Raw genomic sequence first — 22,118 nt, forward strand, 5'->3', positions numbered from 1 at the left:
TAATCAGACCCTTCCCGCAAAGCCAGATCAGCGCTTGCAGGCATCCTCTTCTGCCTGCTTCGGTCAACGACCGCGCACCAGCCCTCACTGCGGAAGACTCCATGAGCACCCTCTCTTCAACCCACGATCAAAATCTACAACTCGCGCCACTGCTCGGCAGTCTCGGCGAGTTGATCCGCCAGGCACGCCAGAAAGCCCTGCGGGCGGTGGATACGCTGCAAGTGCAAACCTGCTGGCATATCGGTAGGCATATTGTTGAATTCGAGCAGGGGGGCGCTGAGCGGGCCGCCTATGGCAAGCGATTGCTGCCAACACTGGCCAAGCGGCTAACTGAAGAGTTTGGAAAAGGCTTCGATGAGCGAAACCTGCGCCACATGCGAGACTTCTACCGAACATTCCCAATGTGGAACGCAGTGCGTACCGAATTGAGCTGGACCCACTACCGCACTCTGCTACGAGTTGAAAACAACAACGCCCGCCAGTGGTACATGGACGAAACCGCCACGCTTAACTGGTCAACACGCGCGCTGGAACGACAAATCGCAACGCTCTATTACGAGCGCTTGCTGGCCAGCAAGGATCGCCCTCTGGTCGAGCAAGAAGCAGTCACCCATCTTCAGACGCTCAACAAAAGCCCACGAGAGTTCGTACGCGACCCTGTGGTGCTGGAGTTCCTTGGCCTGCCTAACGCCGGAACCCTTCTGGAAAACGACCTCGAACAAGCACTGATCAATCAGCTGCAAGGATTCTTGCTGGAGCTTGGCAAAGGCTTCGCCTTCATCGCTCGGCAGCAACGCATCAGCACCGATAGCAAAGACTTTTACCTGGATCTGGTGTTCTACAACTACCTGCTCAAATGCTTCGTGATCTTCGATCTCAAACGTGGCGAACTGAGCCATCAAGACATCGGCCAGATGGACATGTATGTGAGTATGTACGACGACCTCAAGCGCGGGCCGGATGACGGGCCTACGGTGGGCATTATTCTTTGTGCGCAGAAAGATGAGTCGGTGGTGCGCTACTCGGTACTCCAGGGCAACGAACAGCTGTTCGCCAGTAAATACAAACTAGTGCTGCCGAGTGAAGAAGAGCTTCGCGCCGAACTGGATCGCGAGCGGGCGGTACTGGAGGAGCGTCTGCTCAGTCAGAGTCCGCTATCGGAATGATTTATCACTCCTTCACTTTGCGCTTTAATGCTCAGCAATCTCCCTCCTGAAAACGACCGAAACCCATGGCATCACTGAACAAACAACAGAAACGCGCCAAACGCGCGAAGACCAAAGCCAAGCAACTGCGCATGGGGATCAGAAGACCCACGGCAATGCACGACGATCCGACCGACATCGGCGATGAGCAAATTCCGAAAGACATCTTGACGATGTTCGGTCTTATGCAGGAAACGGAAAAGACCGGTCGCGTAGAGATGCTGGTGAACATGCTCCACTCGCTCAGCAAAATCATCGAGGACCAGCCGGAACTGCTGGACATGGAAAATGCCGAGAACGAGGCAATGGCCGCCACTCACCTGGCCGCGGATATGCTGATTGATTACCGCATGTGGGCCGACGGTATTGATCGCGAGCAAGCCCAGCGCTGGCTCGAAGATCCTGAAGTCATAAGCGATTTCGGGACTGCGCTGGACAGCTACAAAAAGGCACTCGATGTGCTTATGGAAACGAACGAGTAAACCCATTCGTTAAAGCACCCAGTAACAAAAACGGCCGCTGTCAGGAATGACAGCGGCCGTTTTCATTAAGCGATGAATCAAACCATCAATTCAACACCGTCGCCCCACGCTTCTCGAGCTTGCGACGACGCGCCACCAGCAGGCCCGCTGCGACCACCAGAACGCTCAGCAGACCCGTGGCGAGAATTTCCACGCGATGCTCTTCCTGGAACAGCATGATGGTCAGCACGCCGACGATAAACACGATCACCGCGTAGGTCAGCCCCGGGAATAGCCACATCTTGAAGGCAATCTTCTCACCGGCGGCCATGCGCTTCTGGCGCATACGCAGCTGGGATATGGCGATAACCAGGTACACCAGCAAAGCGATGGCACCGGAGCTGGCGAGCAGGAATTCGAACACTGCAGCCGGGGCCACATAGTTGGCGAATACCGCGAGGAACGCTGCTGCGGTAGACAGCATGACCGCCCAGTAAGGCGTGCCGCTGTTGTTGGTGCGCTTGGAGACTGCCGGCGCATCGCCGCGCTTGCCCAGAGAGAAGAGCATGCGCGAAGCGGTGTACAGCGCCGAGTTCAGACAGCTGGTTACAGCAACCAATACCACCAGATCAACGATCAGCTTGGCGTTAGGAATACCCATGCGGTCGAGCACGGTCTGGTAGGAACCGACCTGCGCCAGACTTGTGTCATTCCATGGCACCAGCGCCACGACGATGAAGATCGACACCAGGTAGAACAAGCCAATCCGCCAGATCACCGAGTTGGTGGCCTTGGAGATTTGCTGACCCGGGTTTTTCGATTCGGCGGCGGCGATGGTGACGATTTCGGTGCCCATGAACGAGAACATCGTGGTCAGAATCGCGGCCAGAACCGCACCCATGCCGTTAGGCAGGAAGCCTTGGGTATCGAACAGGTGCGAGACGCCGCTGACCTGGCTGCCTGGCAGCAGGCCGAAAATCGCCAGCACGCCAAGGATGATAAAGCCGATGATCGCTACGACCTTGACCAGTGCGAACCAGAATTCGAACTCGCCATAATTCTTAACGCTGCACAGGTTGGTCGCCGTCAGCAGCAGCGTAATGACCAGGGTGAAAGCCCAGATCGCCATGCCGGGAAACCAGGCGTGCAGAATAGTTGCCGCAGCGTTGGCTTCCAGCGGGATCACCAACACCCAGAACCACCAGTACAGCCAGCCGATAGTGAAGCCGGCCCAGTGACCGATCGCCCGATCGGCATACGTCGAGAACGAGCCGGTGTCCGGCGAAGCAATGGCCATTTCGGCCAGCATGCGCATCACCAATACCACCAGAGTACCGGCGGCTGCATAAGCCAGCAGTACCGCAGGACCGGCGGCTGCGATGGCGTGTCCGGAGCCGACAAACAGGCCGGCGCCGATGACTCCGGCGATCGACAGCATGGTCACATGCCGCGGTTTAAGCCCCTGTTCGAGGCCATTAGAGCTTTGGGTATTGCTCATTGAAACTACCTTTGCGATGAAGAGCGATTCAGTCCACTCCGTCTGCAGACTTTCTCGTAAAAAGAATCCAACGGAGCGTTCCTTATTTTTTACGCAAGTTCTGCGCCAAAATGTTTCATTGCGCCAGTTTCCGGGAGCTGTAGAGCAATCGGACAATCATCACAACCCATTGAGATTAATGGCATTTAGCCAGAACGTTACCTGTCCACCCACTTAAAGAATGAATGGGCGCACCAAAAACACACTCTCAAAGCACGCCACGCACAATTAAGGGGCGGATGTGGGGCCGTTTGGTTGCATAGCGCTTCCAACACCCGGCCAAAGCTGGCACCATCGCGCCCTTTTTTACGCGACACCCGCCGGGATGAAGGTTCAAACGAGTGTTCGGTTGTTGATGGCGCGACAGTCTGCTGCACCGATGCGACAACCCCCCACACGCCCCCCGTTTGCGCCCCGTAGCGCTGTTGGCTGTCATTCAAACGCTATGCTAGCTTGGCCGCCTCGCCAGGACGGCCGCCTACAGCAGGAGCGCAATAGAACACATGAGGACCGCACATGGCTGAGGCCACGCCCGCGCTTGAAATCCGCAACTTGCATAAACGCTACGGTACGCTTGAGGTACTCAAAGGTATCTCGCTGACCGCACGCGACGGCGATGTGATCTCGATCCTGGGTTCCTCCGGTTCCGGCAAGTCCACGTTCCTTCGTTGCATCAACCTGCTGGAAAACCCGCACCAGGGCCAGATTCTGGTGGCTGGCGAAGAGCTCAAGCTCAAAGCCGCGAAAAACGGCGAGCTGATCGCTGCCGATGGCCGGCAGATCAACCGCATGCGCAGCGAAATCGGTTTCGTGTTCCAGAACTTCAACCTCTGGCCACACATGAGCGTGCTCGACAACATCATCGAAGCGCCGCGCCGCGTACTCGGGCAGAGCAAGGCCGAAGCCACCGAAATCGCTGAAGCCCTGCTGGCCAAGGTCGGCATCGCCGACAAACGCCACGCCTACCCCGCGCAACTCTCCGGCGGTCAGCAACAACGCGCGGCCATCGCCCGCACCCTGGCGATGCAACCCAAAGTCATTCTGTTCGATGAGCCGACTTCGGCCCTTGACCCGGAAATGGTCCAGGAAGTACTTAATGTGATCCGCGCGCTGGCCGAAGAAGGCCGCACCATGCTTCTGGTCACGCATGAAATGGGCTTTGCCCGACAGGTTTCCAGTGAAGTGGTATTCCTTCATCAGGGTCTGATCGAAGAGCAAGGATCGCCACAGCAGGTGTTCGAAAACCCGCTTTCGGCGCGCTGCAAACAATTCATGTCCAGCAACCGCTAACGGAGCAACACCCAATGCAGAGCTATAAAAAATTCCTCCTGGCCGCTGCCGTTACCCTGGCTTTCAGCGCCACCGCGGCTGCCGAAACTTTGAAGATGGGCATCGAAGCGGCCTACCCGCCGTTCAACAATAAAGATGCCAGCGGCCAGGTCGTCGGTTTCGACGTCGAAATCGGCAACGCCCTGTGCGCCAAGATGAAAGCCGAGTGCACCATTGTCACCTCCGATTGGGACGGCATCATCCCGGCCTTGAACGCGAAGAAGTTCGACTTCCTGATCTCTTCGATGTCTATCACTGAAGAACGCAAGCAAGCCGTCGACTTCAGCGATCCGTACTACTCGAACAAGCTGCAATTCATCGCGGCCAAAGACAAAACCGACTTCAAGACCGACAAAGACTCTCTGAAAGGCAAAGTCATCGGTGCCCAACGCGCGACCCTGGCCGGTACCTGGCTGGAAGACCACCTGGGTGACGCGGTCGAGATCAAACTCTACGACACCCAGGAAAACGCCTACCTGGACCTGACTTCCGGCCGCGTCGACGCGATCCTGGCAGACAAGTACGTCAACTATGAGTGGCTCAAAAGCGATGCCGGCAAGCCTTATGAGTTCAAGGGCGACCCGGTGGAAGAAAGCGACAAGATCGGTATCGCTGTACGCAAAGGCGACCCGATTCGCGAGAAGCTGAACGCTGCGCTGAAAGAAATCGTGGCTGACGGCACCTACAAGAAGATCAACGACAAGTACTTCCCGTTCAGCATCTATTGATACTGACGCGCCCGACCGGCACCGCCTCAGGCGGTTGCCGGTCCTTAGCAAAGCCTGCTGCGATTTGAATAAAAATCCATGAATATCGATCTCTACGGATTCGGCCCGGCGCTCGCCGCCGGCGCGCTGATGACCGTCAAACTGGCTCTCTCGGCATTGTGCCTGGGGCTGGTTCTCGGTCTGCTCGGCGCCTTGGCCAAGACTTCCCCGTACAAGCCGTTGCAATGGCTTGGCGGTACTTACTCGACGCTGGTTCGAGGCATCCCGGAACTGCTTTGGGTGCTGCTGATTTACTTCGGCACGGTCAACCTGATGCGGGCGCTGGGTGAGTTTTTCGGCAACCCCGATCTGGAACTCAATGCCTTCGCTGCCGGCGTGATCGCCCTTGGCTTGTGCTTTGGCGCCTATGCCACCGAAGTCTTTCGCGGTGCGATTCTGGCGATCCCCAAAGGCCATCGTGAAGCCGGCGTGGCCCTTGGCCTGTCGAAGTTTCGGATTTTCACCCGGCTGATCATGCCGCAAATGTGGCGCATTGCCCTGCCAGGGCTGGGCAACCTGTTCATGATCCTGATGAAGGACACCGCGCTGGTGTCGGTCATCGGCCTGGAAGAAATCATGCGCCACGCGCAAATCGGCGTAACCGTGTCCAAGCAGCCGTTCACCTTCTATATGGTTGCCGCCTTCATGTACCTGGGCCTGACGATTCTTGCCATGACCGGCATGCACTTTTTGGAAAAACGCGCCGCTCGCGGTTTCGCCAGGAGCACGCAATGAACTGGGAAGTGATCATCAAGTGGCTGCCTAAACTGGCGCAGGGCGCGACCCTGACCCTGGAACTGGTCGCTATCGCCGTCATCCTCGGGTTGCTGCTGGCTATTCCGCTGGGTATCGCCCGCTCGTCGCGGAGCAGGTACGTACGCGCCCTGCCTTACGCCTACATTTTCTTCTTCCGTGGTACGCCGCTGCTGGTGCAGTTGTTCCTGGTCTACTACGGCCTGGCGCAGTTCGACGCGGTGCGTGAAAGCGCCATGTGGCCTTACCTGCGCAATCCGTTCTGGTGCGCCACCGCCACCATGACCCTGCACACGGCGGCCTACATCGCCGAGATCCTGCGCGGCGCGATCCAGGCCATTCCACCCGGCGAAATCGAAGCGGCGCGTGCTCTGGGCATGTCGCGCCCCAAGGCGCTGTTCTACATCATGCTGCCGCGTGCAGCGCGGATCGGTTTACCGGCCTACAGCAACGAAGTGATCCTGATGCTCAAGGCCAGCGCGCTGGCCAGCACCGTGACCTTGCTGGAACTGACCGGCATGGCCCGAACCATCATTGCGCGGACTTATCTGCCAGTGGAGATTTTCTTCGCTGCAGGGATGTTCTACCTGCTGATGGCCTATGTGCTGGTGCGCGGCTTCAAGCTGCTGGAGCGCTGGTTGCGCGTCGATGCCTCTCAGGGACGCTGATCTGCCGCCGCTGCTTACGGGCGAGCAACTGCTCGCCCGTTTCAAGGCACTGGACGCGTTTCTGATCGAGCATCAGGCGCTGTGGCGACCGCGTCCTTTTACCCATCGGCAGCTGCCGTGGGAAGCGCAGCATCCCGAGCTGGCCAACTGGCTACGGCAACGTTCGCTGGACGACGCCGAAGCCAGCCACAACCAGCCACAACACCTCGATGCCCCCGCTCCGTTTTCAGCGTTAGCCGCCACGTCCGCCGCACTCAGCGCTGTCGGCGAACTGCCCAGCCATCCGCTCGATCCTGCCGCCCGACGCTTGAACGTCGATGTTCCCGGACGCAAGTGGCAGCAGATCGAGGCCTTTGCCCAGTGCCTGCAATTTGCCGAGGAGCCCAGACACTGGCTCGACTGGTGCTCGGGTAAAGGCCATTTGGGGCGCCGCCTGCTGCACGCCGGACAACAGCTGACCTGCCTGGAATACGACCCGGCGTTGATCGATGCCGGTGAACAGCTCAGCCAGCGACATCAGCTACCGGTTACCCATGTCCAGCAAGACGTCCTGGCAACGGACGCTGCTGCTCGCCTGACCGCCGAACACACCCCGGTCGCGCTGCATGCCTGCGGCGACCTGCACGTGCGTCTGATGCAACTGGCCAGCGGAGCGGGCTGCAAGCAACTGGCAATCGCGCCTTGCTGCTACAACCGCATCCAGAGCAGCGAGTACCAGGCACTTTCAGGCGCGGCCAAGGCATCTGGCCTACAGCTATCGCTCGATGATCTGGCGCTGCCCCTCAGCGAAACCGTCACTGCTGGCGCTCGCGTACGGCGCCAGCGTGATACCTCAATGGCCCGACGGCTGGCCTTCGACCTGCTGCAACGGCAACTGCGCGGGTGCGACGAGTATCTGGCAACACCCTCACTGCCCAGCGCCTGGCTGGACAAGCCGTTCGCCGACTACTGCCGTGATCTCGCCGCACTCAAAGATTTATCCACCGTCGAGCAGGATTGGTCGGCACTGGAAACCGCTGGCTGGCAACGCCTGGCGCAGGTGCGCAACCTGGAGTTGCTACGCGGCCTGTTTCGTCGGCCACTGGAACTCTGGCTGGTGCTTGATCGGGCACTTTTTCTGCAAGAGCAAAACTACCGCGTGCGCCTCGGAGTGTTCTGCGAAACCCCACTGACACCCCGCAACCTGATGCTGCTGGCCGAACGCAAATAGCCCCCCCTTTTACTCCCAAGCCTGTGGATAACTCTGTTGATGAAACTTTCGCGGATCCAATTCCAGAGCCATTTCAGAGCTGAAACAACAACTGTTCAATTTTCGTCCAGCCAATAAAAAACCGAAAAAACAGCCAGTTGCGCACAAATGAGAACCAGATCACAAAATGGCGCATTGTCCAGACTTGCAACCACTCAGTTGTGCATAAACGTTCAAGCCAAAGGGCATAAACGCGCTCGAAAAGCTGAGCTATCGTCTTCAAACGCCAGAATGGTCTGGCGAGAGGACAGCAAGGAGCTCGCACACCATGAGCACAGTGAACAGTGCGCAGGAAGCTGTAGATACCGTCGCCGATCAGGCCATTCTCGCCGCCATGCAGAAAACCTTCGCCGTCGGTGGCGCCATCATCGATAACGCCACCGGCGAGGTCATCGCCGCACTACACAACAACGTACTGATGCCTTTCCCGGGCAGCGGCACCACCTACTTCCTGCCTCACGACCCGACCGCCCACGGCGAGCGGCAGCTGGTCGACTGGTACTACGAAAACGTCGCGGCGCTGAACCTTCCCACGCCCGGCCAACTGACCATCGTCACCACCCTGGACCCTTGCGCCATGTGTGCCGGCGCCCTGCTCACTGCCGGTTTCAACGTCGCCGTCAGCGCGATCGATACCTATGCCGGGGTCAACTACAACAGCGAGTTCAACTTCCCGTCCCTGCCGCCGCAGATTCGTCAGCAGGCGCAAGACACCTGGGGCTATTACGCCGTCGGCGATCCGGTCAATCGTGCCTATCAAGGATCAAAAAGCCCGGTGTTCGCCGGCCAGACCATCAATTCGCGAGCCTATTACCTCACCGGCTCGATCTTCGACGCCAGCGTCAACACAGTGCGCGAAGCGAGCAACAACAGTGGCGTGGAACCTTCAAAGCTGAAGAACCCCGCGACACTCCCGGCCAACAGCCCGGTGCGCAAGGCGCTGTCCAGGCTGAGCCCGTACGCCTTGACCGTTCAATCGACCAACCCGCGAGACCCCGGTGCCGAACTGGCGCCGCCACTGCTCAAGACCGCACAGCAAGCCGAGGTCTTCAACTCCGTGGCCCTGCTCGACCCCTTCGGCAACTTGCTGGTGTGCCTGGGCGGGGTAGAGAACGAGTCACCGATTAGAACCGCGTTCATGGAAACCACCCGCGGCTACGCCGTCATGCGCTGGACCTTGATGAATGACCCGGACCCACTGGTACGCGAACAAGCCGAGCAATACCTGACGCACCCAAAATACGGCACCTTCGTGTTCCTCTACGCTCCCGACCCCACCACCGCGCAAGCGGTGATGACCCTCGGTGCCTACGGTTCGACCATGGAAGGCCCGGTTCCCCAGAGTTACCCGTCGAACCTGCAATACGTACTGCTGCCGGGTAATGTCACGCCTCAGGCGCTGTCGATACTGGCCCAGGACCTTCCACCGTTCTACACCCAAAGCGTGCAAGTGGCTCCGGCCCAGGTCCTGAGCCAGGACTTGATCAATGCGGTCAAGAACGGCGTGTAGCACGCTGAAGTAACCTGCAAAGGCCAGGCCCGTTGTGCGATCAACGGGCCTGCGGCCCCGCACCCGTATTTGGCCGCTTCGCCACCACACGTTCCGCCTCAAGATAGCTAAACTCTGACATCGGGCCTGCAACACAGGCACTGAAGCGATTGGCGCGCGCGCCACCATCCCAACGCAGTTCGGACTATCAGGAAGAGACAGTGACGTTCATTTCTTACGCACAAAATTTCGAAGATATACGGTTGTGGCGCGCGCTGAAGTACATCGAAAACGGTTTCTACATTGACGTCGGGGCCAATGATCCCACCCTGGACTCGGTCACCCGGGCGTTCTACGACCACGGCTGGAACGGCATCAACATCGAGCCGCTCCAGGGCTACTATGACGCCCTTTGCCAGCAACGGCCCTTGGACACAAACCTTCAATGCGTGGCCGGAGAAACCGTACAAGACCTCACCTTCTACGGGATCGCCGGCACCGGGCTTTCGACCCTGGATGCAAACATCGCCAGGCAACACAAAGACGCCGGCATGGACGTGCGCAGCCAAACCGTCCAGTCGCGGACCTTGGCCTCGATCTGCGAAGAACACGTAAACGGCCCGATCCACTTTCTGAAAATCGACGTCGAAGGCCATGAAGAAACCGTCCTGCGCGGCATGGACTTCAACAAATGGCGGCCCTGGATCATCCTCATCGAAACCCCATGGAACCGCGACCAGACCTGGGAAAAAATCGTCACCGACGCCCGCTACCACCCCGTGCAGTTCGACGGCATCAACACCTTCTACCTGGCCGAAGAACACCTGAACCTCAAACCGGCATTCGACATCCCGCCATGCAACCTGGACGACTTCCAGTTTTGCTACGGGCATAAATTCAGCCACCCCGTATCCGGCACCGAAAAAGACCTGATCGCCGAACGGCGCCGGGCCGAAAAAGCCGAGGCAGAACTGCACGCCATGAGAAACAGCCGGTCATGGCGAGCTATTCAAAAACTCAAGAATGTGCTGGTTCGCAGCCGCGCTTGAGCCTCGTGTAAAAATAGCCTGTTTTCAGGGCGGTACAGAGCCAAACCAATCGTTACAATCGTCGCCCTGACACGCCGGTATAGCTCAGTTGGTAGAGCAACTGACTTGTAATCAGTAGGTCCCGGGGTCGACTCCTGGTGCCGCACCATACAAAACGAAGGCTCGCAGAAATGCGGGCCTTTGTTGTTTCTGGGGTTTGATGTGATTGCACTTGTGCCCCAGAGGCCTCGCCCTGATTGAGCTTGCCGTGCAGCTTCCCCTAGTGCCTTTCTGAGAAATCGAAAATAAATCTGCCCCCTTTCCAGAGCCAATGCCTGCTCAGGAAAAACGTGGGGGTGTCCCTAATGCCAGTCAGTTAAGGAATTTCAGGTTCAGCACTGTCCCCCGTAGCAGCTGCCGAAGGCTGCGTCCGGCGGCGAAGCCGTCGCAAATCCTGCTTCCACGATTTGTCTGGAATACCGCAGTGACTGTTTTACGACTGCTGCGCAGCCGGACGCAGCCTTCGGCAGCTGCTACGGTTCGCGTAATGTCTTAACTGACTGGCATTAGGGGGGTGTCCCCATTTTTTTCTTGAAGAAACCCGTTGAAAATCAGACGGAAAGCGCATAGTGCACTCTGCTAAAAACTCCAACCCCCGGGCGATTTGAGCAAGCCATCTTATTTTCATTCGGGCAACACAAATCTTGCTTCAAGTCTATGCAACAACTCAAACGTATTCAAAAAAGGAACATTAAGTACCTGGCAAATATTGGGAATGATGAATTTTCGTTTAGCGTCGAGATTCAGCACTTCATGAGTAACGACTGTAGCCCCTGTAGTCATCGCTTTCGCAATTAACCAAGGGTCAGCACCCGCTAAAAACTCTTCCATAGCACCTATTCTCATCTTAGGCGCTTGACCAGCCACAAGCCCCGCAACCTGGGCGAATGCCAGTTGCGCATCCTGATCGGCGATGGAGTGAAAGAAATCAGAATTATCCTTCGCCCAACCCGCCAGATCGTCATGCCCTTTTGTTAGCTCATCCATTACAGGTGTAATACTGGCTAAAGCTAATGCTTTATTTTTAAGTAATAACCATTGCCAAAATCCGGGACAGATAGCCATCCCGTAGTAACGGTTCTTTGCTTCGATCAGTGTGTTAGCGTCGAGTAAATGATTCATTCCGTAATCTTGCTGGCGAGAGTCCTTAATTTGGCAGGTTGCACACCGAGCAAGTGTCCCGCATCTCGCAGGAGCATCCGGCCACTCATTGCTTCGGTCAGCACTACCTTGCTTAGGCGAGAGCTGTTTTTCGCGGTGGCGTTACGGTAATAGTCACCAGCACCACCTTTTTCATCCTGGAAAGCCTTGAGGATCATTCGATAGTAAGCGCTGTAATGCGCTTGGCTTATATAACCAAGATCCAATGCGCGGCGACCGATAGCTAATTTACTGATGTGAAACCGAGTGGCTAGCGGAGTTAAATTGTCTTCCCAGTTAACATCTGCGTTCCATAGGGCGCGGAATTGGGCTTCGGGAGCCAGAAACTCACCTGCAACTGCATTGCAGAAACGTTCCTCATCTCGGCCATTTGGGGTATTTCCGTCAGACACTCCACTGCGACCGATCCAGATATGAGCCAGCTCGTGAAGTAAGGTGAACAGCCTGGCGGTGGGTGCGTCGGAACTGTTGATAAATACAACGGGGGCATAGGCATTACTGATGGCAAAACCCCGAAACTCGCTCACTTCAAGTTTGCGATGAGTATTCCCTAGAGCAATGCCACTGCGCATAACCAAAATGCCAGCCGCTTCTGCAGCCTCAATCAAGGCACGGCTGTATTTTTCGTAATCCAATCGAGCAATGTCAGGGTTCACGCCGAGGATCCGGCGGATATCGTCCACCACCTCTCTGACTTGAGATCGGCTATTGAAACGACCTACAAATGCCAGCGGCTGATGCTCCTGGCGTTGCAGATACTCCAAGTACCAGTCCTGCTTACGTATGGCATCCCTTACGGTGTCCAACAGTTCCAGGCTGGGGCGTTGAGGAGCAATCCCTCCCACTGTCCGTAGATCAGGTAAAGGCAGTTGTTCGACTGGAGGGTGCTGAAGAAACAAGAAGCCAAAAGGGATGTGAGCGACATTCGCCCACTTTTGAGCCTGAAGGAATGTTGGTTTGGTCTCGCCAGCCTCCCATTCCTCTACTCGATCAGGTTTCACTGGCAGCTTTTTAGCAACCTGCTCAGTAGAGAGACCCGCGCGCTCACGAGACCATGTGAGCAGGCTTGGATTGACGAAGGCGGCTTGGCTCATAGGGTCGCAGGCAAATCAGATGGGGCCAGTAAACGTTCGAGAGCATCCTTGGTAGATGCATCCGTCTGACGCTGGTTCCAGTTATCTGGCATTGCCTTTCTCCTTGGCTATTAAAGGTCTGGTTGCAGCGACTACAGATTAGTAGAGAAGCAGAGCTACCGACGGTAGAAGCGCGATTATGAGGTAAATTCGCAATGACCCGAAGCGCAAATATGTAACCCGCAGACAGATGGCATTGCCCTGTTTCAATGCGCTTCATGACGCAAGTACACCTTTTTTTTCGCCTGCAATCTGAGTTATGGCGGCTGTGCGTGGGACGTCTTCGGAGGTGCCGGTTTCCTTGATTCCCGGTTTACCACCCTGCGCACAGCTGTCACCCATTCGTGTGGTAACGAACGTGGCAGCTCCTCATATCAAGGAGTCTGATAATGCGCAGCATAAATCCGTACAAAACCTGGCTTTACCCTCAACGCAATTCCCAATCGAGTAACACCTCAGCATCCCCTCTCTCCCACCGCCTCTCCGTCATCGGAGGTGGCAAATGACCGAACAAACAGAGCTGAAAACCATCGGCTTAACACCCGCCGTCTACTGCTCAGATCAAGCACTGTTCCATGTCACTCACGGCGTCCCCCTCGGCGATGCGTTAGCCATGGCTTCTGATTTTCTGTTTCTCGCCAAGGCGCTTACCGAAGATGCTGCCTACGCCAAAGACACCGACCGCCACGCCTGGGCCGCGCATTATTTGACGACGATGAGTAAGGCGGTGGTTGATGATGCGGTGAAGGTGCTTACGCGGGATCGTACTTCAGCACCGACACCTAAGCGGGCGGCGGCGAAGTCTGAAGGGTAGTGGCTGGAAAATTGTGGTTCTGATGCCAGTCGGTAAGGAATGAAGCCTGTGGGAGCGAACTGCTTGCGATGGCAGCGGTACATTCAGCATTGATGTTGGCTGACCTGGCGCTTTCGCGAGCAGGCTCGCTCCCACAGGGGTTGTGCGTGCTGACTGGAATTTTGGATTAGCCCCGAGGTTTTCGGGGCTTTTAATTACTAAAAGCAAATGCTGAGAAATCCGTTTCAAAATCTCCACCATCCAAATCCTCCCGGTGAACTCAACCGTCCCCCCCAACGGCAATCCATTGTGCATAAACCTTCAAGCGAAAAGGCATAACACCCCTTCAGGGATGAGGCACTTGGGCTCCACTCTTCTAGACTCAACCGGTAGTCGCAGAAAGAACCAAACACGTCGCTTTGGTGCAGATGAATCAAAGGCAGCGTGGCAAGCTGCCTGTTATGCCCTGAACAGGTGCGGCGAAGATCGCACCGGGCCCAACAAGATGCCCGCTCAGGGTGCCTGGCCAACGGCCTGAAAATGCCACGATACCGTGACGTGGTGTGAGTGCCGCAGCCGACACTTTCGGACAACCGACAACCGCCTGGTTTGCCCGTGACCGTGAGGAATGCTGTATGCCTGATGAGATGTTGCACCTGCCTATGGTCAACAGCCTGCTGGAGCGCCACAAGGGCTCCCCCGGCGCACTGTTGCCGATCCTTCATGAGATTCAGGAGGGCATCGGTTACATCCCCGATGCCGCCGTCCCCGAGATTGCCCATGCCCTCAACCTGAGTCAGGCCGAGGTTCGCGGGGTGATCAGCTTCTACCATGACTTCCGCACCGCGCCCCCGGCGCGGCATATCCTGCGTCTGTGCCGGGCCGAGTCCTGCCAGAGCCGCGGCGCCGAGCAGCTCGCGGCGCAATTGCGTGAACGCCTGCAACTGGACGACCACGGCAGCAGTGCCGACGGCAACATCAGTCTGCGCCCGGTGTATTGCCTCGGCGCCTGCGCCTGTTCGCCCGCCCTGGAGCTGGATGGTCAGGTGCATGCGCGGCTCAGCGCCGAGCGCCTGGATGCCCTGCTCGATGCTTGCCTGGAGGACGCATGATGCCGAGTCTCTATCTGCCCTGTGATTCTCTTGCCCGTGCCGTGGGTGCCGATGAGGTGGCCGTGGCCCTGGCCACTCAGGCCCGGGAACGCAATTTGCCGCTGGACCTGCAACGCACCAGCTCTCGCGGCCTGTACTGGCTGGAACCGCTGCTGGAAGTGGACAGCCCGCAAGGCCGTATCGGCTTCGGCCCGCTGACCGCTGCCGATGTGCCGTCGCTGCTCGATGCGTTGCAAGGCGAGCCGTCCGCTCATCCACTGGCCTTGGGCCTGGTGGAGCAGCTGCCTTATCTGAAGACGCAACAACGCCTGCTGTTCGCCCGCGCTGGCATTACCCGGCCGCTGTCCCTGGAGGATTACCGGGCCCACGGCGGCTTCGAGGGCTTGACCCGGGCCATCGCCCTGGGCGGCGAGCAGACTGCGACCGCCGTGTTCGATTCAGGTCTGCGTGGCCGTGGCGGCGCGGCCTTCCCGGCCGGGATCAAATGGCGCACGGTGCGCGGCACTCAGGCTGCGCAGAAATACATTGTGTGCAACGCCGACGAAGGCGACTCCGGCACTTTCGCCGACCGCATGTTGATGGAAGGCGACCCCTTCCTGCTGATCGAAGGCATGGCCATTGCCGGAATCACCGTCGGGGCCAGCTACGGCTACATCTATGTGCGCTCGGAATATCCACAGGCCGTGGCCACCCTGCGCGAGGCGCTGGAGATCGCCCGGTCCGCCGGTTACCTCGGCGCCAATGTCGGCGGCAGCGGCCAGGCCTTCGACATGGAAGTGCGAGTCGGTGCCGGCGCTTATATCTGCGGTGAGGAAACCGCGCTGCTCGACTCGCTCGAAGGCAAGCGCGGGATCGTCCGCGCCAAGCCGCCCATCCCGGCCTTGCAGGGCCTGTTCGGCCTGCCGACCCTGGTGCACAACGTGCTGACCCTGGCCTCGGTGCCGCTGATTTTGGCCAAGGGCGCGCAGTTCTATCGCGATTACGGCATGGGCCGCTCGCTGGGCACCATGCCCTTCCAACTGGCGGGCAATATTCGTCACGGCGGCCTGGTGGAACGGGCCTTTGGCCTGACCCTGCGGGAACTGGTGGAAGACTACGGCGGCGGTACCGCCAGTGGCCGACCGCTGAAAGCCGCCCAGGTTGGCGGCCCTCTCGGCGCCTGGGTGCCGCCAGGGCAATTCGACACGCCGCTGGATTACGAAGCCTTCGCCGCCATCGGCGCCATGCTCGGTCACGGTGGTGTAGTGGTGGCTGACGACAGCCTCGACATGGCCCGCATGGCGCGTTTCGCCATGCAGTTCTGCGCCGAGGAATCCTGTGGCAAATGCACCCCATGCCGCATCGGCTCGACCCGGGGCGTGGAGGTGATCGACCGCCTGCTGGCCGCGCCTGACCAGAGCGGTCGTGATGAGCAGGTGATCATCCTCAAGGACCTGTGCGACACCCTGCAATACGGTTCGCTGTGCGCGTTGGGCGGCATGGTCTCCTATCCGGTAGCCAGCGCCCTCAAGCACTTCCCCGCCGACTTCGGTCTGCAGCCTTCGGAGGCTGAGCAATGATCACTCTCTTCGACCCGAACACCGATATCGATCTGGGCACCCCTGCTCGCAACAGCGAGGTGCAAGTCACCCTGAACATCGACGGCCGCAGCATCAGTGTGCCCGAAGGGACCTCGGTGATGCGTGCCGCCGCGCTGCTGGGCACCACCATTCCCAAACTGTGCGCCACCGACAGCCTGGAAGCCTTCGGCTCCTGTCGCATGTGCCTGGTGGAGATCGACGGCATGCGCGGCTACCCGGCGTCCTGCACCACGCCGGTCAGCGAAGGCATGAGCGTGCACACCCAGACGCCGAAGCTCGCGACCCTGCGCCGCAACGTCATGGAGCTGTACATCTCCGATCACCCGCTGGACTGCCTGACCTGCTCGGCCAACGGCAACTGCGAGCTGCAAACCGTCGCCGGCCAGGTCGGCCTGCGGGAGGTGCGTTACGGCTATGAAGGCGACAACCATCTGGCCGACCAGAAGGACACCTCCAACCCCTACTTCGACTATGACCCGAGCAAGTGCATCGTCTGCAACCGCTGCGTGCGTGCCTGCGAAGAAACCCAGGGCACCTTTGCCCTGACCATTACCGGGCGCGGTTTCGAATCCCGGGTCGCGGCCGCCGGTGGCGAGGACTTCCTCGACTCGGAATGCGTGTCCTGCGGCGCCTGTGTGCAAGCCTGCCCTACCGCGACCCTGATGGAAAAAAGCGTGGTCGAACTGGGTCAGCCCGAACGCAGCGTGATCACCACCTGTGCCTATTGCGGCGTGGGCTGCTCGTTCCGCGCCGAGATGAAAGGCGACCAGCTGGTGCGCATGGTTCCAGACAAGAACGGCCAGGCCAACCACGGCCACTCCTGCGTCAAAGGGCGCTTTGCCTGGGGCTACGCCACCCACCCGGATCGCATCACCAAGCCGATGATCCGCAAGCACATCAACGACCCTTGGCAGGAAGTCAGCTGGGATGAAGCGGTGACCTACGCCGCCAGCGAATTCCGCCGGCTGCAGCAAAAATACGGCCGCGACTCCATTGGTGGCATCACCTCCAGCCGCTGCACCAACGAAGAAACCTACCTGGTGCAAAAGCTGGTGCGCGCCGCCTTCGGCAACAACAACGTCGACACCTGTGCGCGGGTCTGCCACTCGCCTACCGGCTATGGCCTGAAACAAACCCTGGGCGAGTCCGCCGGCACCCAGAGTTTCGACTCGGTGATGCAGGCCGACGTGATCCTGGTAATGGGCGCCAACCCCAGCGACGCCCACCCGGTGTTTGCCTCCCAGCTCAAACGCCGCCTGCGTGAAGGCGCGCGGCTGATCGTCATCGACCCACGACGTATTGATCTGGTGGACACGGTGCATGCCCGCGCCGAACTGCACCTGGCCCTGCGCCCGGGCACCAACGTCGCCATGCTCAACGCCCTGGCCCACGTCATCGTCACCGAAGGCCTGCTCAACCAGGCCTTTATCGACGCCCGTTGCGAGGACAGCGATTTCGCCCACTGGCGCGAGTTCGTCAGCCGCGCGGAAAACTCGCCAGAAGTCCTTGGCGCCATCTGCGGCGTAGCCGCTGCCGACATCCGTGCCGCCGCCCGTCTGTATGCCACCGGCGGCAATGCGGCGATCTACTACGGTCTGGGCGTCACCGAGCACAGCCAGGGCAGCACCGCGGTCATGGGCATCGCCAACCTGGCCATGGCCACCGGCAACATCGGCCGCGAAGGCGTGGGCGTGAACCCGCTGCGTGGGCAGAACAACGTTCAGGGCTCCTGCGACATGGGCTCCTTTCCCCACGAGCTGCCCGGCTACCGACATATCTCCAACGAGGTGGTACGCACGCAATTCGAACAGGCCTGGAACGTCACCCTGCAACCCGACCCGGGCCTGCGCATCCCCAACATGTTCGAGGCAGCCCTGGGCGGCAGCTTCAAGGGCCTGTATTGCCAGGGCGAAGACATCGCCCAGAGCGACCCCAATACCCAGCACGTCACCGCGGCGCTGTCGGCCATGGAATGCATTGTGGTGCAGGACATTTTCCTCAATGAAACCGCCAAGTTCGCCCATGTGTTCCTGCCGGGCTGCTCGTTCCTGGAAAAAGACGGCACCTTCACCAACGCCGAGCGGCGCATCTCCCGGGTGCGCAAGGTCATGGAGCCACTGGGCGGCAAGGCCGACTGGGAAGGCACAGTGGCCCTGGCCAACGCCTTGGGTTACCCCATGAACTACCAGCACCCGTCAGAAATCATGGATGAAATCGCCAGCCTGACGCCAACCTTCAGCAACGTCAGCTACGACTCACTGGAGCGCCACGGCAGCCTGCAATGGCCGTGCAACGCCGCAGCACCGGACGGCACGCCGACCATGCACATCGAGGAATTCGTGCGCGGCAAGGGGCGCTTCATGCTCACCGGCTACGTGCCCACCGAGGAAAAGGTCAACAGTCGCTATCCCCTTCTGCTGACCACCGGACGCATCCTCAGCCAGTACAACGTCGGCGCCCAGACCCGGCGTACCGAGAACGTCGCCTGGCACGACGAAGACCGCCTGGAAATCCACCCGACCGACGCCGAGAGCCGTGGCATCAACGAAGGTGACTGGGTCGGCATCGGCAGCCGCGCCGGACAGACCGTACTGCGTGCGCGGGTCAGCGAACGGGTAGCCCCGGGCGTGGTGTACACCACCTTCCACTTCCCTGAATCGGGGGCCAACGTCATCACCACCGACAACTCCGACTGGGCCACCAACTGTCCGGAGTACAAGGTCACCGCCGTGGAAGTCAGCCGCGTCTACCACCCTTCCGAGTGGCAAAAACGCTACCAGGCATTCAGCGACGATCAACAACGCCTGCTCGACGAACGCCGCCAGGCACGCACCGCCGGAACAAAAGCCGAGGTACGCCGATGAGCACCGCCAACCTGATCAAAATGGCCAACCAGATCGCCCAGTACTTCGCCGGCGAACCGGACCAGCAACAGGCCGTGCTCGGCGTGCGTAATCACCTGCAGATGTACTGGACGCCCGGCATGCGCAAGGAGTTGCTGGCCTGGCAGACGGAGCATCAGGGGGCAGACTTGCACCCACTGGCGCAGGCGGCGGTCAGTGGGGCGGGCTGGGAGGCTTAGGTTCACACGACCCCCTGGCCTGTGAAGACAGGCCAAGGGGCGTTCCAGAGGCTTTTAAAGTCGACTATTCGAGGGCGCGGAGAACCCACACACACCCAAGCACAAAGCGTCAGCACACCCTACGCAAAAATAGTCAGATTTCAGGGGTTTACAGAACCAAACCAATCGCTATAATCGTCGCCCAACACGCCGGTATAGCTCAGTTGGTAGAGCAACTGACTTGTAATCAGTAGGTCCCGGGTTCGACTCCTGGTGCCGGCACCATATTAAAAAGCCTCGCAGCAATGCGAGGCTTTTTTTTTGCCTTAAAAAAGTCTGGGGATACGAGTCTTTCTGCGCAATATCTGAGCAGCAAATCTCCATGGTTGTCGCCAAGCCCAAAATTACGCCATATTCCACAGCTCACTAGAAAGTCCTTATCCTGGCATTTCTTTGAATGCTCGCACCGCCTACCGGCAGATCAGGAAAAAGGTAAATATTCGTGGTCGAGACTCACCATTCATCTTTACGAAAAACGATGCCTGTTCGAACCCGTGCTTTCTTCTTTCTCTGGTACTGCGCCTAATGAGCAACCTGCCATCAGTCGAGATTCTTTCTCAACTCGCTGAAACCGTTGAGCTTGAATGCAAATTGGCTCAAGGCCGAGACGGCAAAGGCGAACTGCCGAAAGACTTCTGGCCGACCTACTCTGCCTTTGCCAACACTCAAGGCGGCATCGTCATGCTCGGTATCGCCGAGAAAGATGGCGTGTTTTCCGTGGCCGGCATCGAGAATATCGAGAAGGTCCGCAAGGATCTATTCAGTACCCTTAATGACCCAGGCAAAGTAAGCATCAACTTGCTGAACGATAGCCATGTCAACGCCATCGAACTGGATGGAAAGACGGTTTTGCAGATACAAATCCCTGCTGCAACGCGCAAACAAAAGCCGGTTTACCTTGACGGCAATCCCTTGGGGAAAACCTACCGCAGGCTAAATGAGGGCGATGTTCGACTCGATAATGAGTCGGTTCGACGCATGCTCGCCGAACAAGTCGAGGATGAACGCGATGCACGCATTCTTCCTGGTTTTGGCATCGACGATATTGATCTGCAGAGCCTGCAAATCTATCGACAAATACTCAAAGCAGAGAAGCCGGCTCATCCCTATTTAGAGAAAGATGACCTTGGCCTTCTGGAAAGCTTGAGGGGATGGCGGCGTGACCGACAAAGCGGCGATAGCGGGCTGACTCTAGCCGGCCTGCTAATGTTCGGCAATTGGGCTGCCATACAGGAAAGCCTGCCTCATTACTTTGTCGACTATCAGGAACGGCCAGAAGCAAAAACAGAGCTGCGCTGGGTTGATCGCATCGTTCCTGATGGCACATGGTCTGGAAATCTCTTTGATTTTTACCGGCGCGTTTACCGCAAACTCGTCACTGACCTCAAGGTCCCATTCGCCCTTAAAGATGGACAACGTCAGGAAGACACGCCTATTCACGTTGCTCTTCGAGAAGCACTAGTCAATACGCTGGTCCATGCCGATTACACAGGGCGACTTTCAGTACTTGTGGTCAAACGGCCAGACATGTTCGGCTTCCGCAACCCAGGTGGCTTGCGTTTGCCTATAGAGCAAGTCACCCGTGGCGGCGAAAGCGATTGCCGCAATCGGATCCTGCATCAAATGTTTCTCCTCATTGGTCTCGGCGAACGAGCCGGCTCGGGAATTCCGAAGATCTATAGCGGCTGGAAAAGCCAGCATTGGCGACCACCTGCGCTCTACGAAAAGCTTGATCCAGAGCAGACATTGCTTGAGCTACGCATGCTCGACCTGCTTCCCGAGGCGGTCGTGCAAAAGCTGCGAGCACTTTTCGGTTCGGCATTCGATACGTTGGACCACACTGGCAGGTTGGTACTGGCCACTGCTGCTATTGAACGTGTAGTTAGCCATACCCGATTGCTGGAAATATGCGATGCCCACCCCCGCGATTTGACATTGCTATTGGCCAGGATGGTCAAAGACGGGCTACTCGCCTCAGAAGGACGCTCACGCGGCATGGTCTATCACCTGCCTGGCGAGCTTCTTCCCACTCCAGAACAAGTCTTTCAGGAGCCGTCTCCCCTGCTTTCGAGCTCCGAACATTTGCTGCCAACCTCCGAACAGATGGCATTGAGCTCCGCACATTTGAGTCCGACCTCCGAACACTTGGTACTGAGCTCCGAACATTTGCCATGGAATGCAAATGACTCGACGGAGAATACGGAACCGGGTTCTTCAGCAGTCGAGACGATTTCAGAAACCGACGGTTATCGCGACGCACGTGGTTGCCTTATCAGCTCGCATCTACAGGCACCACTGATCGACTCGCTGGAGCAATTGGACCCTCAGTTCCTTTCTCAACTGGAAGAGATGGCGATAGAACCCAGGCAAAAACGCAAGCTACCCGCAGGGCATATGCAACAGATCTTGCTGACATTGTGCAGGGATCAATTCATGACCTTGAGTGCATTAGCGAGCCTGGTAGGGCGCAATCCCGATGCCCTTCGCCAGCAGTACCTGAATGGTATGGCTAAAAGCCGAAAAATTCAGTTGGCATTCCCTTCCAAACCCACCCATGAGAAGCAGGCTTATAGAGCAAGTCCTGTGGACCTGGCTGAACCCTCTACGGACTGACAGACCTTTCCCACCCGGGATAATTCGTAATTCGGGGACAGACCACAATTCCTGGCTTA

Annotated in this window: 18 protein-coding genes and 2 tRNA genes; 17 read left to right on the plus strand and 3 right to left on the minus strand. The window is 58.3% G+C overall.

Annotation, left to right across the window (positions count from 1 at the left end; translation table 11 throughout):
* Positions 1 to 101 precede the first annotated feature (101 nt).
* Positions 102 to 1,166, plus strand: coding sequence for a PDDEXK nuclease domain-containing protein (locus tag AC07UI_RS21315; RefSeq protein ID WP_494994367.1), 1,065 nt, complete (start codon positions 102 to 104; stop codon positions 1,164 to 1,166).
* A 65-nt stretch (positions 1,167 to 1,231) separates the two neighbouring features.
* Complete coding sequence (locus AC07UI_RS21320) at positions 1,232 to 1,687, plus strand: hypothetical protein (RefSeq protein ID WP_494994368.1); 456 nt, start codon at positions 1,232 to 1,234, stop codon at positions 1,685 to 1,687.
* 85 nt (positions 1,688 to 1,772) lie between these two features.
* Here AC07UI_RS21320 and gabP read toward each other — a convergent pair whose 3' ends face one another.
* Positions 1,773 to 3,164, minus strand: a complete 1,392-nt coding sequence (gene gabP / locus AC07UI_RS21325; protein ID WP_494994369.1) for a GABA permease — start codon at positions 3,162 to 3,164, stop codon at positions 1,773 to 1,775.
* A gap of 555 nt (positions 3,165 to 3,719) precedes the next feature.
* On the opposite strand from gabP, the gene AC07UI_RS21330 reads away from it, so the two are divergent.
* From AC07UI_RS21330 to AC07UI_RS21365, 8 genes are all read left to right on the plus strand, one after another.
* Positions 3,720 to 4,493, plus strand: a complete 774-nt coding sequence (locus AC07UI_RS21330; RefSeq protein WP_494994370.1) for an ABC transporter ATP-binding protein — start codon at positions 3,720 to 3,722, stop codon at positions 4,491 to 4,493.
* Between the two features lie 14 nt (positions 4,494 to 4,507).
* A complete protein-coding gene (locus tag AC07UI_RS21335) occupies positions 4,508 to 5,260 on the plus strand; it encodes an ABC transporter substrate-binding protein (RefSeq protein WP_494994371.1) in 753 nt (250 codons plus the stop codon).
* Between the two features lie 78 nt (positions 5,261 to 5,338).
* On the plus strand, positions 5,339 to 6,034 hold the full coding sequence (locus AC07UI_RS21340; RefSeq protein ID WP_494994372.1) for an ABC transporter permease: 696 nt from the start codon (positions 5,339 to 5,341) through the stop codon (positions 6,032 to 6,034).
* Complete coding sequence (locus AC07UI_RS21345) at positions 6,031 to 6,720, plus strand: ABC transporter permease (RefSeq protein WP_494994373.1); 690 nt, start codon at positions 6,031 to 6,033, stop codon at positions 6,718 to 6,720. The genes AC07UI_RS21340 and AC07UI_RS21345 overlap by 4 nt, the downstream gene beginning before the upstream one ends.
* Positions 6,701 to 7,930, plus strand: a complete 1,230-nt coding sequence (locus tag AC07UI_RS21350; RefSeq protein ID WP_494994374.1) for a methyltransferase — start codon at positions 6,701 to 6,703, stop codon at positions 7,928 to 7,930. Before AC07UI_RS21345 ends, AC07UI_RS21350 begins: the two co-directional genes overlap by 20 nt.
* Positions 7,931 to 8,237: 307 nt before the next feature.
* Positions 8,238 to 9,479: a nucleoside deaminase gene (locus AC07UI_RS21355; protein WP_494994375.1), complete on the plus strand. Its 1,242-nt coding sequence runs from the start codon at positions 8,238 to 8,240 to the stop codon at positions 9,477 to 9,479.
* Between the two features lie 200 nt (positions 9,480 to 9,679).
* Positions 9,680 to 10,507 carry an FkbM family methyltransferase gene (locus AC07UI_RS21360; protein WP_494994376.1) on the plus strand — a complete coding sequence of 276 codons (828 nt, stop codon included), beginning with the start codon at positions 9,680 to 9,682 and terminating at the stop codon, positions 10,505 to 10,507.
* Between the two features lie 73 nt (positions 10,508 to 10,580).
* Positions 10,581 to 10,655: transfer RNA gene (locus AC07UI_RS21365), tRNA-Thr, on the plus strand.
* Between the two features lie 515 nt (positions 10,656 to 11,170).
* Here AC07UI_RS21365 and AC07UI_RS21370 read toward each other — a convergent pair.
* Together AC07UI_RS21370 and AC07UI_RS21375 are read right to left on the minus strand one after the other, a co-directional pair.
* Entirely contained in the window at positions 11,171 to 11,668 is a 498-nt protein-coding gene (locus AC07UI_RS21370; RefSeq protein ID WP_494994377.1) for a DUF4411 family protein, read from the minus strand.
* Entirely contained in the window at positions 11,665 to 12,801 is a 1,137-nt protein-coding gene (locus AC07UI_RS21375) for an ImmA/IrrE family metallo-endopeptidase (protein WP_494994378.1), read from the minus strand. The genes AC07UI_RS21370 and AC07UI_RS21375 overlap by 4 nt, the downstream gene beginning before the upstream one ends.
* 541 nt (positions 12,802 to 13,342) lie before the next feature.
* Between AC07UI_RS21375 and AC07UI_RS21380 the strand changes: the two genes are divergently transcribed.
* From AC07UI_RS21380 to AC07UI_RS21410, 7 genes are all read left to right on the plus strand, one after another.
* Positions 13,343 to 13,654, plus strand: a complete 312-nt coding sequence (locus tag AC07UI_RS21380) for a DUF3077 domain-containing protein (protein WP_494994379.1) — start codon at positions 13,343 to 13,345, stop codon at positions 13,652 to 13,654.
* A 614-nt stretch (positions 13,655 to 14,268) separates the two neighbouring features.
* A complete protein-coding gene (locus tag AC07UI_RS21385; protein WP_494994380.1) occupies positions 14,269 to 14,745 on the plus strand; it encodes a formate dehydrogenase subunit gamma in 477 nt (158 codons plus the stop codon).
* Positions 14,742 to 16,304 (plus strand): formate dehydrogenase beta subunit, encoded by a 1,563-nt coding sequence (locus AC07UI_RS21390; RefSeq protein ID WP_494994381.1) that lies wholly within the window; start codon positions 14,742 to 14,744, stop codon positions 16,302 to 16,304. The genes AC07UI_RS21385 and AC07UI_RS21390 overlap by 4 nt, the downstream gene beginning before the upstream one ends.
* Complete coding sequence (gene fdhF, locus AC07UI_RS21395; RefSeq protein WP_494994382.1) at positions 16,301 to 19,189, plus strand: formate dehydrogenase subunit alpha; 2,889 nt, start codon at positions 16,301 to 16,303, stop codon at positions 19,187 to 19,189. Before AC07UI_RS21390 ends, fdhF begins: the two co-directional genes overlap by 4 nt.
* Positions 19,186 to 19,407 (plus strand): formate dehydrogenase subunit delta, encoded by a 222-nt coding sequence (locus AC07UI_RS21400; protein ID WP_494994383.1) that lies wholly within the window; start codon positions 19,186 to 19,188, stop codon positions 19,405 to 19,407. Before fdhF ends, AC07UI_RS21400 begins: the two co-directional genes overlap by 4 nt.
* Before the next feature lie 188 nt (positions 19,408 to 19,595).
* Positions 19,596 to 19,671 (plus strand) — tRNA-Thr (locus tag AC07UI_RS21405).
* A 168-nt stretch (positions 19,672 to 19,839) separates the two neighbouring features.
* On the plus strand, positions 19,840 to 22,059 hold the full coding sequence (locus AC07UI_RS21410; protein ID WP_494994384.1) for an RNA/DNA-binding domain-containing protein: 2,220 nt from the start codon (positions 19,840 to 19,842) through the stop codon (positions 22,057 to 22,059).
* Positions 22,060 to 22,118 lie beyond the last annotated feature (59 nt).

The organism is Pseudomonas sp. GW821-FHT04C07, assembly GCF_059420325.1.

Coding starts and splice junctions, on each gene's coding strand:
- AC07UI_RS21315 (WP_494994367.1), top strand. CDS start 102: ATGAGCACCCTCTCTTCAACCCACGATCAAAATCTACAACTCGCGCCA.
- AC07UI_RS21320 (WP_494994368.1), top strand. CDS start 1,232: ATGGCATCACTGAACAAACAACAGAAACGCGCCAAACGCGCGAAGACC.
- gabP (WP_494994369.1), bottom strand. CDS start 3,164: ATGAGCAATACCCAAAGCTCTAATGGCCTCGAACAGGGGCTTAAACCG.
- AC07UI_RS21330 (WP_494994370.1), top strand. CDS start 3,720: ATGGCTGAGGCCACGCCCGCGCTTGAAATCCGCAACTTGCATAAACGC.
- AC07UI_RS21335 (WP_494994371.1), top strand. CDS start 4,508: ATGCAGAGCTATAAAAAATTCCTCCTGGCCGCTGCCGTTACCCTGGCT.
- AC07UI_RS21340 (WP_494994372.1), top strand. CDS start 5,339: ATGAATATCGATCTCTACGGATTCGGCCCGGCGCTCGCCGCCGGCGCG.
- AC07UI_RS21345 (WP_494994373.1), top strand. CDS start 6,031: ATGAACTGGGAAGTGATCATCAAGTGGCTGCCTAAACTGGCGCAGGGC.
- AC07UI_RS21350 (WP_494994374.1), top strand. CDS start 6,701: ATGCCTCTCAGGGACGCTGATCTGCCGCCGCTGCTTACGGGCGAGCAA.
- AC07UI_RS21355 (WP_494994375.1), top strand. CDS start 8,238: ATGAGCACAGTGAACAGTGCGCAGGAAGCTGTAGATACCGTCGCCGAT.
- AC07UI_RS21370 (WP_494994377.1), bottom strand. CDS start 11,668: ATGAATCATTTACTCGACGCTAACACACTGATCGAAGCAAAGAACCGT.
- AC07UI_RS21375 (WP_494994378.1), bottom strand. CDS start 12,801: ATGAGCCAAGCCGCCTTCGTCAATCCAAGCCTGCTCACATGGTCTCGT.
- AC07UI_RS21380 (WP_494994379.1), top strand. CDS start 13,343: ATGACCGAACAAACAGAGCTGAAAACCATCGGCTTAACACCCGCCGTC.
- AC07UI_RS21385 (WP_494994380.1), top strand. CDS start 14,269: ATGCCTGATGAGATGTTGCACCTGCCTATGGTCAACAGCCTGCTGGAG.
- AC07UI_RS21390 (WP_494994381.1), top strand. CDS start 14,742: ATGATGCCGAGTCTCTATCTGCCCTGTGATTCTCTTGCCCGTGCCGTG.
- fdhF (WP_494994382.1), top strand. CDS start 16,301: ATGATCACTCTCTTCGACCCGAACACCGATATCGATCTGGGCACCCCT.
- AC07UI_RS21400 (WP_494994383.1), top strand. CDS start 19,186: ATGAGCACCGCCAACCTGATCAAAATGGCCAACCAGATCGCCCAGTAC.